Annotated in this window: 17 protein-coding genes and 1 tRNA gene; 3 read left to right on the top strand and 15 right to left on the bottom strand. The window is 64.7% G+C overall.

What is annotated here, in order from left to right; translation table 11 throughout:
* Positions 1-343: 343 nt before the first annotated feature.
* The 12 genes from adhP to GUY37_RS12990 form a co-directional block, all read right to left on the bottom strand.
* Positions 344-1363 (bottom strand): alcohol dehydrogenase AdhP, encoded by a 1020-nt coding sequence (gene adhP, locus GUY37_RS12940; protein ID WP_166826310.1) that lies wholly within the window; start codon positions 1361-1363, stop codon positions 344-346.
* A 125-nt stretch (positions 1364-1488) separates the two neighbouring features.
* Positions 1489-3012: an acetaldehyde dehydrogenase ExaC gene (gene exaC, locus GUY37_RS12945; protein ID WP_166826313.1), complete on the bottom strand. Its 1524-nt coding sequence runs from the start codon at positions 3010-3012 to the stop codon at positions 1489-1491.
* 145 nt (positions 3013-3157) lie between these two features.
* The gene (locus tag GUY37_RS12950) at positions 3158-4435 is read right to left on the bottom strand and encodes a helix-turn-helix domain-containing protein (RefSeq protein WP_166826315.1); all 1278 of its coding nucleotides are present in this window, start codon (positions 4433-4435) and stop codon (positions 3158-3160) included.
* A gap of 223 nt (positions 4436-4658) precedes the next feature.
* A complete protein-coding gene (gene rplA, locus GUY37_RS12955; protein ID WP_166826318.1) occupies positions 4659-5354 on the bottom strand; it encodes a 50S ribosomal protein L1 in 696 nt (231 codons plus the stop codon).
* Between the two features lie 64 nt (positions 5355-5418).
* A complete protein-coding gene (gene rplK, locus GUY37_RS12960) occupies positions 5419-5856 on the bottom strand; it encodes a 50S ribosomal protein L11 (protein ID WP_152348453.1) in 438 nt (145 codons plus the stop codon).
* A 445-nt stretch (positions 5857-6301) separates the two neighbouring features.
* Positions 6302-7156 carry a transcription termination/antitermination protein NusG gene (gene nusG / locus GUY37_RS12965; RefSeq protein WP_166826321.1) on the bottom strand — a complete coding sequence of 285 codons (855 nt, stop codon included), beginning with the start codon at positions 7154-7156 and terminating at the stop codon, positions 6302-6304.
* Positions 7157-7238: 82 nt separating this feature from the next.
* Entirely contained in the window at positions 7239-7517 is a 279-nt protein-coding gene (secE, locus tag GUY37_RS12970; protein WP_135809908.1) for a preprotein translocase subunit SecE, read from the bottom strand.
* A 95-nt stretch (positions 7518-7612) separates the two neighbouring features.
* Positions 7613-7685, bottom strand: a tRNA-Trp gene (locus tag GUY37_RS12975).
* 126 nt (positions 7686-7811) lie between these two features.
* Positions 7812-9458, bottom strand: a complete 1647-nt coding sequence (locus tag GUY37_RS12980) for a metallophosphoesterase family protein (RefSeq protein ID WP_228278178.1) — start codon at positions 9456-9458, stop codon at positions 7812-7814.
* 10 nt (positions 9459-9468) lie between these two features.
* Entirely contained in the window at positions 9469-10578 is a 1110-nt protein-coding gene (locus GUY37_RS12985; protein WP_228278179.1) for a UDP-N-acetylmuramate dehydrogenase, read from the bottom strand.
* Complete coding sequence (locus GUY37_RS19250; protein ID WP_228278180.1) at positions 10575-11018, bottom strand: MaoC/PaaZ C-terminal domain-containing protein; 444 nt, start codon at positions 11016-11018, stop codon at positions 10575-10577. The genes GUY37_RS12985 and GUY37_RS19250 overlap by 4 nt, the downstream gene beginning before the upstream one ends.
* Positions 11015-11464, bottom strand: coding sequence for an FAS1-like dehydratase domain-containing protein (locus tag GUY37_RS12990; RefSeq protein WP_166826327.1), 450 nt, complete (start codon positions 11462-11464; stop codon positions 11015-11017). Before GUY37_RS12990 ends, GUY37_RS19250 begins: the two co-directional genes overlap by 4 nt.
* A gap of 184 nt (positions 11465-11648) precedes the next feature.
* Between GUY37_RS12990 and GUY37_RS12995 the strand changes: the two genes are divergently transcribed.
* The 3 genes from GUY37_RS12995 to GUY37_RS13005 all read left to right on the top strand — a co-directional run bounded on the left by GUY37_RS12995 (position 11649) and on the right by GUY37_RS13005 (position 15727).
* The gene (locus tag GUY37_RS12995; RefSeq protein ID WP_228278181.1) at positions 11649-13379 is read left to right on the top strand and encodes a biotin carboxylase; all 1731 of its coding nucleotides are present in this window, start codon (positions 11649-11651) and stop codon (positions 13377-13379) included.
* A 111-nt stretch (positions 13380-13490) separates the two neighbouring features.
* Positions 13491-14747, top strand: a complete 1257-nt coding sequence (locus GUY37_RS13000; protein ID WP_228278182.1) for a serine hydrolase domain-containing protein — start codon at positions 13491-13493, stop codon at positions 14745-14747.
* Positions 14748-15130: 383 nt separating this feature from the next.
* A complete protein-coding gene (locus GUY37_RS13005; RefSeq protein WP_166826330.1) occupies positions 15131-15727 on the top strand; it encodes a hypothetical protein in 597 nt (198 codons plus the stop codon).
* 79 nt (positions 15728-15806) lie between these two features.
* Here GUY37_RS13005 and GUY37_RS13010 read toward each other — a convergent pair whose 3' ends face one another.
* From GUY37_RS13010 to GUY37_RS13020, 3 genes are read right to left on the bottom strand one after another with little or no spacing between them, the layout of a single operon-like run.
* Positions 15807-16178, bottom strand: coding sequence for a Sec-independent protein translocase family protein (locus GUY37_RS13010; protein WP_166826333.1), 372 nt, complete (start codon positions 16176-16178; stop codon positions 15807-15809).
* Complete coding sequence (gene tatC / locus GUY37_RS13015) at positions 16166-16999, bottom strand: twin-arginine translocase subunit TatC (RefSeq protein WP_166826337.1); 834 nt, start codon at positions 16997-16999, stop codon at positions 16166-16168. The genes GUY37_RS13010 and tatC overlap by 13 nt, the downstream gene beginning before the upstream one ends.
* Positions 16996-17283, bottom strand: coding sequence for a twin-arginine translocase TatA/TatE family subunit (locus tag GUY37_RS13020; protein ID WP_166826339.1), 288 nt, complete (start codon positions 17281-17283; stop codon positions 16996-16998). Before GUY37_RS13020 ends, tatC begins: the two co-directional genes overlap by 4 nt.
* Positions 17284-17316: the final 33 nt, after the last annotated feature.

Genomic DNA, 17316 nt, shown 5'->3' on the forward strand with positions numbered 1-17316 from the left:
AGTCGTCCGGTCTGTCCCGACAACAGAAAAAGCGCTCCACGCAGGAAGGCGTGAAACGCTTGGCCGACGATTCCATAGGGAATCCGACGGAAGAATCTCGAGCTCACCTGCGTGGGTCACTCACTGGGAGTCTTCGTCTGCGGGCATCGGGATCCGATGGCGAATCCTGATGATTCCGCAGAGACCGACGGTCTTGGGTATTTCAAGTCTAGCTAAGTCCGTACCGGCAAGTCCAATCCACCCACCGAGACCCCTCCCACACTACCTGACGGCGGCTCAGCAACCTGGCGCGAGGTTGCTGAGCCGCCTTCAGGTAGTTCTGGGGGCGGGTGTTGCTGGTTCGTCAGTATTCGATGACGACGCGACCGTCGATCTTGCCGTGGATCATCTCATCGAAGATCGCGTTGATGTCCTCGAGCGGTCGCTTCGTGAACGTCGGATGGATCTTGCCTGCGGCGTAGAACTCGAGCGCTTCGACCATGTCCTGCCGGGTGCCGACGATCGAACCGCGGATCGTCAGGCCCTTGAGCACGATGTCGAAGATCGGGGCCGGGAAGTCACCGGGCGGCAGTCCGTTGAAGACGATGGTGCCGCCTCGGCGAGTCATTCCGATCGCCTGACCGAACGCTGCCGGGTGCACAGCGGTGACGAGGACTCCGTGGGAGCCGCCGATCTTCTCCTGGATGATCTCGGCCGGGTCCTCGGCGAAGGCGTTGACGGTGATCTCTGCCCCGTGCTTCTTCGCCAGCGCCAGCTTGTCGTCGGCGACATCGACAGCGACGACGCGCATGCCCATGGCGACGGCGTATTGGACGGCGATGTGTCCGAGACCGCCGATTCCGGAGATGACGACCCATTGGCCCGGCTGGACTTCGGTGCGTTTGAGCCCCTTGTACACGGTGACTCCGGCGCACAGGACCGGGGCGATCTCATAGGGGTCGGCGCCTTCGGGGATGATCGCTGCGAACCTCGTGTCGACGAGCATGTATTCGCCGAAGGATCCGTCGACGCCGTAGCCGCCGTTGACCTGGGATTCGCAGAGGGTCTCCCAGCCCTGACGGCAATGCTCACAGGTTCCGCACGCGCCCCACAGCCACGCGTTGCCGACCATCTGGCCGACCTCGACATCGGTGACGCCGTCGCCGACCTTTTCGACGATGCCGACTCCTTCGTGACCGGGGATGAGCGGGACCTTCGGCTTGACCGGCCAGTCACCATGTGCGGCGTGGAGATCGGTGTGGCAGACGCCTGAGGCGATGAGTCTGACCAGCGCCTGACCGGGGCCGGGTTCGGGAATCGCATTGTCTCCGACGACGAGTTCCTGGCCGAAGCCCTCGACAACTGCAGCTTTCATTGCGGACATCATTCGCTCCTTTGTGATGATGGTTCATGGGACGATGCGGGGTTTGAGCTTGAGGTCGAACTACCCGACGGCGGCCCAGCTACGTGGCGCCAGGTTGCTGGGCCGCCGTCGGGTAGCAATTGGGGTCAGAAGAAGCCTTGGGCGTTCTCCGAGTAGCTGACGAGCAGGTTCTTCGTCTGCTGATAGTGGTCGAGCATCATCTTGTGGTTCTCGCGACCGATGCCCGAGGCCTTGTACCCGCCGAAGGCCGCATGCGCCGGATAGGCGTGGTAGTTGTTCACCCACACGCGTCCGGCCTGGATCTCACGCCCGGCCCGGTAGGCGGTGTTGCCATCACGCGACCAGACTCCGGCACCGAGGCCGTAGAGCGTGTCATTGGCGGTGGCCAGCGCATCGGCATAGTCAGCGAACGTCGCCACCGAGACGACGGGTCCGAAGATCTCCTCCTGGAAGACGCGCATCGTGTTCGTGCCCTTGAAGATCGTCGGCTGGACGTAGAAGCCGCCGGCCAGGTCCCCGTCCAGCTCGGCCTTGCCGCCGCCGGTGAGCACTTCGGCACCTTCCTGACGACCGATGTCGAGGTAGGACATGATCTTCTCGAACTGGTCGTTGGAGGCCTGCGCGCCCATCATCGTGTCGGTGTCGAGCGGGTTTCCCTGGACGATCTGCTTCGTCCTGGCCACGACCTTTTCGAGGAAGGGATCGGCGATCGATTCCTGAATGAGTGCACGGGACGGGCAGGTGCAGACCTCACCCTGGTTGAGTGCGAACATCGTGAAGCCCTCTTGGGCTTTGTCCGCGAACGAGTCGTCCTTGGCCAGCACATCCTCGAAGAAGATGTTCGGCGATTTGCCTCCCAGCTCCAGGGTCACCGGGATGATGTTCTGCGAGGCGTACTGCATGATCAGGCGGCCGGTCGTGGTCTCACCCGTGAACGCGATCTTCGAGATCCGTTTGTTCGACGCCAGCGGCTTGCCGGCCTCCAGACCGAAGCCGTTGACGATGTTGAGCACGCCCTCCGGAAGCAGGTCGCCGACGAGTTCGGCAAGCACGAGGATCGAGACCGGGGTCTGCTCGGCCGGCTTGAGGACCACGCAGTTTCCGGCGGCCAGAGCGGGTGCGAGCTTCCACGTGGCCATGAGAAGCGGGAAGTTCCAGGGGATGATCTGACCGACCACGCCGAGCGGCTCATGGAAATGGTAGGCCACGGTGTCGTCGTCGATCTGCGAGAGTCCGCCTTCCTGGGCCCGGATCGCTCCGGCGAAATAGCGGAAGTGGTCGACCGCAAGCGGCAGGTCTGCGTTGAGAGGTTCACGGATCGCCTTGCCGTTGTCCCAGGTTTCGGCGACGGCGAGCATCTCGAGGTTGTCCTCGATGCGATCCGCGATCTTGTTGAGGATGTTGGCCCGTTCGGCGACCGCCGTCCTGCCCCAAGCCGGAGCCGCTTTGTGGGCGGCGTCGAGAGCGAGTTCGATGTCCTCAGCAGTGCCGGCCGGGACCTCCGTGAAGGCCTTGCCGGTGACCGGGCTGGGGTTCTCGAAATAGTTGCCCTTGACCGGCGGCACCCACTGACCGCCGATGTAGTTCTCGTAGCGCGACTTGAAGGTGACGAGCGACCCGTCCTGACCAGGCTGTGCGTAGACAGTCATTGCAACTCCTTTGATGCGTCTGATTCCACCGGATTGTCTCCGTGTGACCACGACGCTACCGAGTCCGACGTTGCATATGGGTTGCATCACATCGCCGAGGCGGCCGCACCGCCTCAGACACCGAACCGCAGCGGGTTCGCCGGAGTCAGAGGCCCAGCGCCTCCAGACGCACGACCGCGGCATTGCGTTCGGCGGCCTCGGGAGGGGCGAGGCGCAGCACGGTCATGAGCACTTCAACGTCGTCGCGGAAGTCCGGCAGGTTCGCAAACCGCCACAGCTGCTGCCAGGTCCCGTCCTGCAGCAGGGTCTCCCGCATGAGCGCATCGACCTCCGCTCCGATCTCGCGCACTCCCGGCGCTTCGGAGTCCGGCAGCACGGTTCCCGTGTACTGCTCGAGGGCCGAATCCGCGTCTCCGCTCGCCAGAGCCTGAACGGTCCGGTCGAGATCCGAATCGACGTCCCCGCACAGTCGGTAGGGTCGGGCTTCGATGCGCAGATCGCCGAGGCTGCCGATCGTTCTGCGCAGACGATTGATCTCCGCCCGGACCGTGACTTCGCTGCCGCCGACCGCCCACAACCGCTCCACGAGCCCGGCACCTCTGATGCCCTCATGAAACCGGTGGAGCAGGAGAAGAATCTCGGCATGGCGGCGGGTCAAGGCGATCCGGGTCCCGCCGGGACCGACCAGAGCGGGGCTGGGACCGAGCACAGTCAGTCTGGTTCCGGCCGCCTCGGTGCCGGTGTGCATCTGCTGCGGGGTGAAGAGCTGGGACAGCTGGGCACCTGCGGCCTTCGCCGTCGAGGACAGCAGGGGCAGCACGATGGAGGACACGGCGTCGTCTCCCCCGGTGACGTCGATGATGCCGATGACGTGTCCGGTCAGCGGGTGCGTGACGGGAACTGCACTGCAGCTCCAGGAGTGAACGTCGGGCGCGAAGTGCTCGGCCCGGCTGACCTGCACGGGTCGGCCCGAACGCAGCGCCAGCGCCGGAGCGGAGGTGCCCATGACCTCTTCTGACCAGTCAGAACCGGAGACGAATCCCATGGCTTCGGCACGGTTGCGCACGCCCCGCTCCCCCTCAACCCACAGCAGTCGACCCTGTTCGTCGCCGAGAGCGGCGAGCAGTCCGGCGTCCTTGGCAGGTTCGATGAGGTGAGACCGCAGCAGCGGCATGATCGCGTGGAAGGGATGACGTCGCCGCACCTCGGCGAGTCGGTCGGTTTCGAACGCCACCCGGACCTGCACGCTGTCGGGGTCACGCAGCCGGGTCAGAGACCGATCCCACGATTCCAGTACCGAGGTGCGCACCCCAGGACCTGACGAGTGGGTGTGGAGGCTCGTGTCCGACGGTCCGGCCAGACGCTCATGTGCGCGTCGAACGGCGCGCTGATAGGCGTCTTCGAGTAGCAGCGTCGAATCCATGGCGGACGGTCCACCTCCATCGGCGGTTCTCGGAAGAGAGTCTCAACTGCTCATAATCTAATCGCGAACCCGTCCCTGGACAAGTGCCCGTCCACCCATCAGAACTACCTGACGGCGGCTGAGCAACCTCGCGCGAGGTTGCTCAGCCGCCGTCAGGTAGCAATTGGGGAAAGAGAGAGGGCGGGAGCGATTGCTCGCTTCCCGCCCTCTCACAGTGCATCGATCAGATGCGCAGACCCGAGTGGTCGACCGGAACGGCGGGGCCGTTCGACGTCGTGATCGTGGCCTTGCTGATGTAGCGGCCCTTCGACGAGGACGGCTTCAGACGCAGGATCTCCTCGATCGCAGCATCGAAGTTCGCCTGCAGAGCGTCCTCGGAGAAGGAGACCTTTCCGATGATGAAGTGCAGGTTCGAGTGCTTGTCGACGCGGAATTCGATCTTTCCGCCCTTGATGTCGGTCACGGCCTTGGCGACATCCATGGTCACGGTGCCGGTCTTCGGGTTCGGCATCAGGCCACGGGGACCCAGCACCTTACCGAGACGACCGACCTTGCCCATCATGTCGGGGGTCGCAACAGCGGCATCGAAGTCGGTGAACCCTCCGGCCACCTTCTCCAGCAGGTCATCGGAACCGACGTAGTCAGCACCTGCTTCACGGGCAGCTTCTGCACGGTCGCCGGCAGCGAACACCAGGACCCGAGCGGTCTTACCGGTACCATGCGGAAGGTTGACGGTGCCGCGCACCATCTGATCCGCCTTGCGGGGGTCAACACCCAGGCGGAGAGCGACCTCGACGGTGGCGTCGTACTTCGCCACGGTGGTCTCTTTGGCCAGGGCGATTGCCTGAGCCGGTTCGTAGTTCACATCTGCGGCGATCTTCTCAGCCGCGGCCTGATAGGCCTTAGAACGCTTTGCCATCTGCTTTACTCCTTGCAGTCGTGGTGTGGGCTGCGTGGGCCCTGCCACTGTGTGGGGTGAGGTCTCAGACCTCGATGTCGGTGGTGATGCCCATGGAACGCGCGGTTCCGGCAACGATGCGGTCGGCCTGATCCAGGTTGTTGGCGTTCAGGTCGGGCAACTTCGTCGTGGCGATCTCACGCACCTGGTCGGCGCTCAGGTGAGCGACCTTGACGGTGTGCGGGGTGGCCGAACCCGACTTCACTCCGGCGGCCTTCTTGATCAGCTCGGCTGCCGGCGGGGTCTTGAGGACGAAGTCGAATGAACGATCTTCGTACACGGTGATCTCGACGGGAACGATGTTTCCACGCTGGGATTCTGTGGCGGCGTTGTAGGCCTTGCAGAACTCCATGATGTTGACGCCGTGCTGGGCAAGCGCCGGACCGATCGGAGGAGCCGGGTTAGCGGCACCTGCCTGAATCTGGAGCTTGACGAGGCCGGCTACCTTTTTCTTGGGAGGCATGTACGGTCCTTAATCTTGAGGTTTCGATGTGCCAGACATATACAGCACATCGTTCGACGGCGGCCTTCCGATAAGGGCCGCAATCAAACCACACCAGTATTCCATGCGCGCACACCTGCGGGCAAATGCGCGTGAGGCGCATCACCGGATCGAAATCTCGCCGAGGCGGCCGATCCCTCCCCACCCCGACGCCGTCACGCTCACGCCGCTGCCCCGACTCAGTCCCGTCGAGGCCACCCGGCAAGCGCGAGGCCGGCCGTCGTTCAAGCGCAGGCGCGAATACCGTGCCGAGGACGGTCGGACATCCGGGCCCGGCCTTGAATGAGACGATATCGTCGCCGAGGCGGCCGCCCAGGCAACACAGAAGGGGCCCGGAACGGTCCGGACCCCTTCTGTGATGATCGCGCCGTTGAGCGGCGAGACGATCAGACAGATCTGCGTGGTCTCAGAGCTTCGAGACCTGATCGAAGCCGAGTTCGACGGGAACATCGCGTTCGAAGATCGACAGCAGCACGGTGAGCTTCTGCGATTCCGGACGGATCTCCTGGATCGTGGCGGGGTGGCCCTCGAAGGAGCCCTCCTTGACGAGCACGGACTCGCCGACCTCGAACTCCACCTCGGTGACGGGCGCGGACTTCGCAGCGGCTTCGGCGGCCGGACCTTCGGCAGCGGCGGCTTCGGCCTGGCGCTCTTCGAAGATCGGAGCCAGCATCGAGAAGACTTCGTCGATCGACAGCGGAGTGGGGTCGTAGGCGTTGCCGACGAATCCGGTGACGCCCGGGGTGTGCCGGACGGCGCCCCACGATTCGTCGGTCAGCTCCATGCGCACGAGCACGTAGCCGGGGATGCGCACACGGCGGACCTGTTTGCGCTGACCGTTCTTGATCTCGACGACGTCTTCCATCGGAACCTGGGACTCGAAGATGAAGTCCTCGAGGTTGAGACTGACGGTGCGGTTCTCGAGGTTCTGCTTGACGCGGTTCTCGTAGCCTGCGTAGGAGTGGATGACGTACCAGTCACCCTCCTGCATGCGCAGCTCGGCCATGAATTCCTCGGCCGGGTCCACCTCGTCGGCAACGTCGGCGGCTTCAGCGGCATCGTCCTGCGCAGCGTCGCCGACTTCAGCGGCATCGTCCTGCTCGGCGTCTGCATACTCGGCAACGTCTGCGTTCTCGGCGGCGGTCGCCTCGGCGTCGTTGGCCGCCTCCTCGGTTTCGGGCACCACAGCGGCACCCGACTCTTCGGGAGTGACGTCCTGGGTCTCAGGGGTCTCCTGCTCAGGTGAGTTGGTATCCGACACCGATCAATTCCTCGCTTCGCGTTTTGTGATTCCCGGATGGGGATGAAGTTTGAGCTTAGGGTGGGTCACGGCTGAGGCCGTGTCACCACAGGGGCCACAGCGGAGTTCCGCCGAAGACGAATCCGACGAGCTTGCCGAAGACCAGGTCGAGCCCCGTGACGAGAAGCATCATGAACAGGATGAAGCCCAGCACGACGAGCGTGTAGTTGAGCAGCTGCTTCCGGGTCGGAGTGACGACCTTCTTGAGCTCTGCCACAACTTCGCGGAAGAACTGCAGGATTCGTCCGAAGAATCCGAGTTTCTTGGGACTGGAGGCACTGTTGGGTGCGCTGCCAGTCTTCTTTGCCGGTGTGTCGCTCACACATCCTCACTCGGTCGGTTTCGTTTGGCTTCACAATTGTTCGTGCCGGTCGAGGACGGCGCCTGGCCGATGAGACTTCGGCAGAGTCAACTGCGCAGGGGTGACAGGACTCGAACCTGCAACCTACGGTTTTGGAGACCGTTGCGCTACCAATTGCGCCACACCCCTCTGATCGGACCTGGGAGATCTTGCCGATCCCTGTGGTGTCCGACCACGAGAAACGAGCATACCGTGCCCGACCGTCGTTCGTCGAACCGAGTCTCGAAGCATTGTCTCGAACGTGTCGACGCTCACCTACCGGCCGGGTTCATCGACCGGCGGCTGGCCCACGAGCGGCCTGGGTTCGGGGAAGCGCACCCACGGGTCGATCTGCACCTTCTTGTCCGGCGTGACGGTGATGATCTGCAGGTCGATGGGGCGTTTCGTCTCATTGTCGACGCGGATGATGCTCAGTTCCGCGTTCATCTTCAGGGGTCCCGGCGTCAGCGCATTCGCCAGTGCTCCCCCGGTCGTGGAGCTGACGTAGCGGGTCCCCGAACCGAAGTTCTCCGGTCCGACCCGGCGGTGCCAGTGTCCGCTCAGAGCGTAGTCGGCGCACCCCAAGCGCAGAGTCGGTCCGCCGACGGCGGGATCGTGGATGAGCATGATGTCGAAGTCAGCCGCGCAGGCTTCATCACGCAGCCTCTGCGCATACTGGTCGGCGGTGAGGTCGGTCTCGAGCTGCGGCCCGGACCCGAACACGGTGCGGCGGGGGTCGGCGGCACCGAAGAAGGTCACCCCGGCCATCTCCGCGGTGGAGTCTTCGAGAACCCTCCAGCCGCGGGTCTTCGCATGCTGGGTCGTGCCCCTGGAATCGTGATTGCCCTTGACGATCATGCGCGGCAGCCTATCCGGCAGTTCGTCGTCGAGGACGTCGAGGCAGTAGTTCTCTGCCGAGGTTCCGGTCATGGAGATGTCACCGCCGTCGATATACGCGTCGGCCCTGCTCATTCCTGCGACCGCACCGACGACGCGGGCCATTCCGATATTGCAGTGGATATCGGTGCCGAGGACGAACGTCGACACGCCCTTCTGTCCCTGGCCCTCACCGCTGTCGGCGGCGGAGGCTCCGACCCCGGCGGGCGGGACGAGTCCCCGTTCGGTCCAGCTGCCGGTGAGCGGGCGATCGTTCCATTGCGCCCGCAGAGTCTCCAGAACGTCGTCGTAGAAGGCATCGTTGTCGTCGGCGAAGTCCTGCACCGCACCGAACGCGGTGTCGATGATCCCGCCGAGGCGGCCCGTGACCTGGGAACCGGCCAGGGGCGTGTCCTCGAACGCCGGATCGGCGGCGATCGGCTTCGGACGGTTGAGCACGACGGCGCCGAGCCCCGTGAGGACGAGCACGAGCACCAGGCCGATGCCGAGGAGTTCTTTGCCGACGAAGGCACGGATGACGGAGTCGAACCGGGTGGGTCCGAGGAAGAGGGCCAGACCAACGAGTCCGCCGGTGATCACGCAGACGGCCAGCGCCCACCGGGTGAGGATCTCTTGGCTGAGTCCCTCGATGACCTGGTCGATCTGCGCCTGCGGGGCCGAGAACAGAGAGGCGTAGGAGGCGATGTCGCCGCCGAGGGCGTCGACGGCTCCCCCACCGGGGTCGGCTACCGCCTCGGGGTCGGCCGCGGGGCGGTCTTCGTCGCTGGAGTCGCCGGAGACGGGGATCTCGCCGATGTCGACGTGCAGACCCAGGCCGAGGGGGATGACATCGTCGGTGGGTACCAGCAGTTTGCCGAGGGGGCCGAAGTCGACGGTGAGCCGGGAATCCGCGGTGACCCGGTACTGAGCCTCATGCGGGCCGAAGGTGAGATCGGCTCGCGAGGAGAACAGCGCCCAGGGCAGGGTCGCGAGTGCAACCGTTGCCAGGGTGATGACGAGTGCGGTGATTCTGCGACGTGATGACACGGCCACCAGTCTAAGGACGTTGCCCGTCATCGATGGAGCACCCGATGAAGGTCGGCTCGGGCTCGAGTGTGATGCCGAAGGCGTCCTCGACACCGGTGACGACGGTCGCGGCGAGTTCGATCACATCGTCCGTGCTCGCGTGTCCCCGGTTCGTCAGTGCCAGGGTGTGCTTGGTCGACAGCGATGCCCGTCCCCCGCCGATGCTGAAGCCCTTGGCGAAACCGGCATGCTCGATCAGCCAGGCCGCCGAAGTCTTCGTCTTCCCCTCGAGCTTCGCTCCGCTGAGCGGATCGGTCACCGGATAGCGCGGAGCCTCGGCCGGCAGGATCTCTGCATCCTCGACGATGGGGTTGGTGAAGAAGGAACCGGCCGACCAGGAGTCATGGTCGGCCGCATCGAGGACCATGCCCTTCGAGCGGCGCAGCGCGATGACGTTCTCGCGCACGCGTTTCGCCGGGACGCAGGCACCGATTTCGACGTCGAGGGTCGAGGCCAGCTGAGCGTAGCGCACCGGCAGCGACTCGTCACTGCGTCGGAGGTCGAAGGTCACCGAGAGCACGACGAACTGCGGGGTGCCGACCGCGATCTGGGCCCGTTTGAGCGCCGAGGTGCGGTAGCCGAATTCGAGTTCGACGGCGGTGAGGTGGCGGATCTGCCCGGCCACACGGTCGAAGACCTCGACCGAGGAGATGAGCTCACCGACCTCGGTGCCATAGGCGCCGACGTTCTGGATCGGGGTCGCACCGACCGATCCGGGGATTCCGGACAGCGCTTCGAGCCCGGAGAGGCCGAGGTCGAGCGTATGGGAGACGAACGCATCCCAGTCCTCCCCCGCCTCGGCGGTGACCCGGGTGTCGGTCGTCGTGGTCTCTGTCGTCTCCACTCCGGTGGTCCGGACCACACAGACCGCGCCGTCGAACCCTGCATCGGAGATGAGCAGATTCGATCCGCCGCCGATGAAGAGCACCCCGGACCTCTCCTGACCGCTGAGCTCGAGCGGATGGGCACGGCAGAAGTCGAGCAGCTCGTCGCGGGTGTTCGCGACGGTGACCTGCGAGGCCGATCCGCCGAGGCGGAAGGTGGTGAAGCCCGCGAGTTCCTGCTTGAGAGCGTCGGTCACCGCGAGATCCGAACCTGGGTGCGGCTGAGGACATCGGCCGCACCGGACTTCACAGTGATGTCGATGCGGGCGGTGCCGACTGCCGGGTCGACGGCGCCGACCGTGCCGGTGAGCTTGAGCGAGGCCGTCGGGGACGCCGGTGATCCGGTTTCGGCATCGGGGACGACGACGGGTGCGGAGAAGCGGGCCCGGTAGTCCACGATCGCACCGGGGTCGCCGAGCCATTCGGCGACGGGGGCGATGACGGCTGCCATCGAGAGCATTCCGTGGGCGATGACATCGTCGAGTCCGACCTCGCGGGCAAAGCGTTCGTTCCAGTGGATCGGATTGTGGTCGCCCGAGGCGGCGGCGTAGTCGACCAGGGAGGCGCGCGACAGCGGGATCTCGGCTTCCACGACGGTGTCACCGATGGTCAGTGTGGAGAAGTCGATGGTGCTCATTCTCCGTCTCCTCTCACGACGATGGTCGAGGTCACGGTGACGACTGGCTGCTGCGCGGCATCGGCGATCTCGGTGCGGGTGGTGATCATGGCGTTGCTGCCGGCCGACCGGACGCCGTCGACGTGGGTGACGGCGGACAGGACGTCACCGGCGACGATGGGGCGGGTGAACGAGAACTGCTCGGAGCCGTGGACGACCCTCGAGAAGTCGATGCCCGAATCGGGATCGGCGATATAGGCGGCTTCGGATTTCTGCGCGATGATCACGGCGAATGTGGTCGGGGCGACGACGTCGCGGTAACCCAGCGCGGTGGCCGCCTCGGTGTCGAAATGGTAATCGGCCTTCGCTCCGGTGGCGAGCGCGAATTCCGCGATCGCCTCCCTGGAGACCTCGTAGGGCCGAGGCAGGGAGAACGAGGCCCCCTGCTTCTCCGTATTCACCGGCATATGCGCTCTCTCTTCCACTGGGGTCGGTATCGACACCAGCCTAAAGCACGGCCCTCGGGCGACGCTCACCGGCGAAGAATTGATCGCACGTTCGTATCCGGTTCACACAATTCCTGCACCATCAGGCTCATGGCCCCGAAACTGGTATATGTTGTCCACATCACATCAGCTAAGGAGTAGTGCGATGACGAACGAATCCCCCAGCGCTGACCCGACGAGCCCCGAGCCACAGGCGGTGAACCCCGGTGCCCGAGTCAAAGACGCAGTCGCGGCCCCCTCACCGCAGGCGCCCGGTCCCGCTGCCCCCGCAGCTGCCGCGCCGGCAGCCGCCGCTTCCGAATCCGGGCCGGCACCGGTTCCTGCCGATCTCACCCCACCTCAGGTCGAGGTGGCCGTGGCCACCGATGCAGCATATGCCGGCAAGGAAGCCGACAGAGTCCAGCTGCGCCGACCGCTGCGCAACATCTCCGAGGTCCGGCACTTCTTCCGCACGAATCAGACGCCGATCTATTTCGTCGGAGCCACCCCGTTCAACCTGCTCGGCCTCGACCGGTGGGTGCGCAATTTCTCCTACATCACCTACTACGACGGGTGGGACGGCGGACATCCGCGGGTGTTCTCCCCGCGTTACAAGCCCTATGTCGAGTTCGAATCGGGTGAGGCGATCAACAATTGGCTCCTGCTCAACGCCGAGGTGCGCGCTCATATGACGCGCAGTGTTCCCCACGGTGAGCGGGTCAAGGTCGCGATGGTCTTCTTCGACGAGGAGACTGAGCGGATCTGCCGGGAACTCGGCTACGACCTCATCCTGCCTTCGGCGGCGCTGCGCAATCAGCTCGATTCGAAGATCGAGACGACGAAGCTGGGCAATGAGGCCGGTGCGTTCTCCGTCCCGAATGTGCTGACCACCGCTGACACCTATGAAGAGCTCAATGAGCGGGCCGCCGAGGCAGGGCTGGGCACAGATCTCGTCGTGCAGACTCCGTACGGTGATTCGGGCAAGACGACGTTCTTCATCTCCGATTCCTCAGGCTGGGAGACGCACAAGGACGACATCGTCGGCGAGCAGCTGAAGGTGATGAAGCGGATCAACAACACCCCGGTCGCCGTCGAGGCGGTCATCACCTCCAGCGGTGTCGTCGTCGGTCCGTATCTGACCGAGCTGGCCGGTTTCGCCGAGCTCACCCCGTACAAGGGCGGCTGGTGCGGCAATGAGATGAAACCCGATGTCCTCAACGCCGAACAGCGGGAGAAGACCCGCGAGCTCGTGCGCAGGATGGGCGAAGGTCTGCGCAAACGCGGCTATCGAGGCTTCTTCGAAGTCGACGTCCTCGTCGACCTCGACAACGACGACTGCTACCTCGGCGAACTCAATCCGCGGATCTCCGGTGCGTCGGCGATCACGAACGTCACCGCCGGAGCCTATGCCGATGTGCCGCTGTTCCTGTTCCACCTGCTCGAGTACCTCGAGGTCGAATTCGACCTCGATGTCAAGGAGATCAACGAGCGGTGGGAGGAGCTCTCCGGAGCCGATGAGTGGAGCCAGATGATCATCAAGGAGACGGCTCCGATCACCGAGTACATCACGCATTCGCCGCTGACGGGTCAGTACTATCTCGATCAGTACAGGACGCTGACCTACAAGCGCGCGGCCCTGGACTGGCACCCGCTGCAGAACGGCAGCGAGGTGTTCTTCCTGCGCATCTTCGGTGCCGGGGACTACCGGTGGAAGGGCGCGGACCTCGGAGTGCTGGTGACGAAGAATCCGCTGCAGACGAACGTCGGCGGGCCCGATGCGCTGAGCATCCGCGCCAAGCACTTCATCGATTCGATCCGTGCGATGTACGCCGGAGTTCCGGTCGTCCCGGAGGATCCGTCACCGGCCCTCGGCGGGCCCGGAGCCAAGGGCGACTGAACCGGAGTCGGGCCGCCTCGGTGATAATCTCAAAATGACCCGAGGCGGCGCTCAGCTGCCGTCCGCGGACCCGTTCCGCGGACAGACCGACCCGAGAATCAGAGGTGAAGAGTGATCGAACCGTCACCGAAGCAGACTGCGGCCACTCCCCCGGCGGACCAAGCCGTGACCCCGTTGGCACCCGTCGATCCGGCGGCCGGAATCGACCGGGACAACTGGCAGGACCCCGACAATGTCCGTTGGTCGTTCCAGAACGTCGCACGGGTCCTGCCGACGACGCCGATCTCACGGGGCGTCGGGCCGGTGGCGGAGCTGCCCGCCGATCTGCAGGATCTCGGCGCGGTCGAAGTTCCCGCGACGGAGTACTCGGAAGCTCGCAGCGTCCGCAGCGTGATCGAATCCACCGACACGGATGCCTGGATGCTCATGCACAACGGGATCGTGCTCACCGAAGAGTACTTCGGGGAGATGACCCCGTCGAGCGAGCATCTGCTCATGTCGGTGTCCAAATCGCTCGTCGGCACCGTCGCCGGGGTCCTCGTCGGTTCCGGTGACCTCGACCCGAACCGCCTCGTCACCGACTATGTGCCCGAACTCGCCGATTCCGGCTATGCCGGTGCCACCGTGCGCCACATCCTCGACATGCGTTCGGGCATCCGCTTCTCCGAGAACTACCTCGACCCGAACTCCGAGGTCAGGCAGATCGAGGAGTCGATCGGCTGGTCAGAGGCGACGCGGGAGAGCCCGGGCATCGGCATGTACGAATTCCTCACCACTCTTGAGGCGAAGTCCGAGCACGGCGGGGTCTTCGAGTACCGGTCGTGCGAGACCGATGTGCTCGGTTGGGTGTGTGAGAAGATCACCGGCGAGCGCATGCAGTCGCTCATGTCGCGAGTTCTGTGGTCGCGGATCGGTGCCGAACAGGACGCGCTCATCGCCACCGACCAGTACGGGGTCGGGATGTTCGACGGCGGCATCAACACGACTCTGCGCGATCTCGCCCGCTTCGGCTTCGTCTACACCAACCGCGGTCAGTCGCTGACCGGTCAGCAGGTTGCTCCGACGACGTGGATCGGCGATACGCTCACCACGTCCGACGACGTGCGGCAGGCGTTCGCCGATGGGCCCGGAGACAATCGGATGCCGGGCGGGGCGTATCACAACCAGTTCTGGTTCCCGTTCCCCGACTCCCATGCCTTCCTCGCTCTCGGCATCCACGGGCAGATGATCTACATGAACCCGGGTGCGAACGTCCTCGGAGTCAAACTCTCGAGCTGGGGGCTGCCGCAGGATGCGACGAAGATGTTCCCGACGATCCGGGCTTTCGAGGCTCTCGCGAACGCCGTCAACTCCCCCGCCGCGGAATGAGCGTCATCACCACCTCATCGAATTGAACGTCATCGTTCCCGCGGAGCAGTCGGAGCCGGACGCCGCGGAGCATCACGCACCGTTGCCCGCACACCGCACGGTCACTCGTGCACCGCACCGGCCACGCGCTCCCCTACAGGTACTCACCCATCACTCCTCGCTCCTCGCATGAACACCCGCTGCAAAGGGTGGTTATGCGAGGAGCGGTGAGTGATGCTCACTTCTCTGCCCGAAAGATGATCATTCCACTGCCCGGATGCGCCCGAATCGTCACAGGTGTCGCCGGATCTGCACACCGAACCGGGGATCTGCGGCAATGGGCCGTGGCAGAATCGTGGTGTATCGACAACGCTTGTGATCGCCAGAGCGCGAAGGAGAAACAGATGACCCCGATTCGCCGGTCCACTTGGATGCCCCGCCTGCTGACGGCGGCGGCTGGAACCGCTCTCGCCCTGTCCCTGACAGCGTGCGGAGGCTCCGGAGACGACAAGCCGGCAGAGGATCAGAAGTCCGAAGCAGCCCAGACCGAAAAGGGCGGGTTCGGCGGCGGTGCCGTCGAGTCGGAAGCGGCCGAAGCCCCGGGTTCTGAACCCGCCGAGGCGGAGCCCACCGACACGAAGTCGACCGACCCGTTCGCCGACGCTGCGAAGACCACGAACTGGGCCAGTGACGCCGGGATGAAGATCGACAAGAAGGGCAACGGCGTCGTGCCCGCTTCATCGATCGAAGCCGACCTCGTCGACCTGTTCGAGAACAAGCTCGAATTGAAGGTCAAGGAAGCCGCATGCGATTCCGATATGGAGCTCAGGGAATGGTACGGATACAAATCGTGCCAGGTCACCATCAAGGACAAAGAGGCCTACAACGGTGAGAAGAAGTACTTCGGATCGGTGAAGATCGTCGATCACAAGGACAAGATGGTCAAGTACGAGCTCATGTTCCCCGGCATCGACAAGGATGACTTCGACTTCAAGGACTGACCACCGAGCCGACCGTCGGGCCACCGAGGTGACGCTCAGGTCACCGAGGCGTTCCCCAGGTCACCGACGGGTCCTCAGGTCATCGCTCGGCCGCCGAGTGCCCGGCTGCACTCCTTTCGTCGTCCGCAGAGCTTTCGCTCTTACGGGCGACGAGCCGTTTCCGGGGATGACCTGACGAACCGCTCATGACGTACTCGGTGGGAGGTCGACTCGGTTCGTCCAGGGCCTCGCGGATGATCCGCCGCGGATCGTATTGTCGGGGATCGAGCGTCTGCCAGTCCTCGGCGCCCATCGATTCGGTCGCACGAGTCCGTGCCGTGTCGACTTGGACACGGAGCAGGCGGACGAGCTCGCCGAGCTTCTGCGCGCAGTGCGGCAGCCGCCGCGGGCCGATGATGATCGCGGCGATGACGCCGACGATGATCATCTTCTCGAAATTCAGGCCGAACATGTCCGAGTCCTTTCCGCGGGCGGAGTCTGTCTGGTGATCGAGTTCTGCGATCGCGCGGCCTGTGACCGTTCGATCCGCGTGGGATCGACGTCTCCGCGAGCCCGATCGTGGATCCACGCGATGACCAGCGCTGCGAGGAAGAGCAGCGCCATCGGGGCTGCGACGAAGAACATCGAGAGGACATCGGCGGCCGGGGTGACCAGAGCGGCGAAGACCACGATGGCCACGATGCTCACACGCCAGGCCCGGGCGATCGCCCGTGCCGAGAGCAGGCCGATGAAGTTGAGGACGACGAGGAAGACCGGGAGGACGAAGGCGATGCCGGTGGCGATGACGATCTTGAACACGAAGTCGAAGTAGTAGGACGCCTGCAGGATCGTGCTGTCCTCGGACGAAGCGAAGGAGGTGAGCACCTCGACCATCCGCGGGAAGATGAACAGGCCGGTGAAGCAGCCGCCGACGAAGAGGGGAAGTGCGACGCCGAGGAAGCCGAAGGTGTACTTCTTCTCCTTCGCCGTCAGCCCTGGGGTGAGGAAGCCGAAGACCTCCCCCAGCCACACCGGGCTGGAGAGGATGGTTCCGGAGTACACGGCGATGCGCAGCTGAAGGTCGAAGGCGCCGGTGACGCTGTCGAAGTTGAGCGAGGCGCTGCGGGATGCGGCGAGTTCGGTGATCGGAGCACGAAGGACGTCCATGACGAGATCCGAGTTGAGATAGCCGATGACGGTGCCGATGAGCAGCGCGACCGCCGCGCGCACCGCTCGTGTCCGCGCCTCCCGCAGGTGCGCGGACAGCGGCGTCTTCTCCGCGGCGGTGGTCATGACCGTGGTCGCGTCGCGTCGGATGCGGTGTCCACTGTGGTGGAATCGACCCTCGCCGAGGCGGGTGTGGGGTTGGGATCGGCGATGACCGGGTCGGTCACCGCCTCGTGGTGGGGCGGTGCAGGCGCCGACTCATCCGACCGCTTGTCGGTCGTTTCGTCTTTGAGGATGCGCACGGACTGTCCGAGGCTCTTGGCGAGTGCGGGCAGTTTGGCTGCGCCGAAGACGAGGATGATGATAGCGAGGATGACGAGGGCGTGCCAGCCCGTGAGGTTGTGCAGCATGATGGTCGGCCTTTCGAATGGGTGGTCTGGTGC

This window comes from Brevibacterium limosum (assembly GCF_011617705.1).
GTDB classification, from domain to species: Bacteria; Actinomycetota; Actinomycetes; order Actinomycetales; family Brevibacteriaceae; genus Brevibacterium; species Brevibacterium limosum.